Source organism: Actinospica acidithermotolerans, from assembly GCF_018139625.1.
Taxonomy (GTDB): Bacteria; Actinomycetota; Actinomycetes; order Streptomycetales; family Catenulisporaceae; genus Actinospica; species Actinospica acidithermotolerans.
The window spans coordinates 1-477 of the sequence record NZ_JAGSOH010000335.1; the positions used below are offsets into that span (position 1 = coordinate 1).

Genomic DNA, 477 nt, shown 5'->3' on the forward strand with positions numbered 1-477 from the left:
TATCATATCCATCTGGCAACTTTTCAATAAATTCATGACATTGTGCTAACTTGGCAGCTTTTTCAACTGCCTCATCCGTAGCTTCTGGATTGCCAAGTTTAATATTTTCTTTAAAAGTAAGATTTAATAAAAAGTTATCTTGTCCAACAAAACCAACTAAATCGTTAAGTTGTTTCGATTCAATATCTTTTATATTTATACCGCCAATCGTAATTTCACCTGAAGTCACATCCCAGTATCGTGATATAAGCTTGGCAATGGTTGACTTACCGCTACCAGATGCCCCGACGATAGCTGTGAAATTATTTTCTGGTACTGTAAATGATAAATGCTTAAAGACCAGATCGTCCTTATCTTTGTTATATGAAAATCCAACATTATTAAAAGTAATTTCATAATGTTGAGGTTCCATAAATCGTGATGACAATGCTAACTCTTCTAAGATTAATAATTGATTTACTTCAGTTAACGCATATT

1 protein-coding gene is annotated in these 477 nt (G+C 32.7%); it reads right to left on the minus strand.

The genetic code is table 11. The features are described from left to right. On the minus strand, positions 1-477 hold a 477-nt coding region (locus tag KDK95_RS38870; RefSeq protein WP_212522638.1), incomplete at both ends, for an ATP-binding cassette domain-containing protein.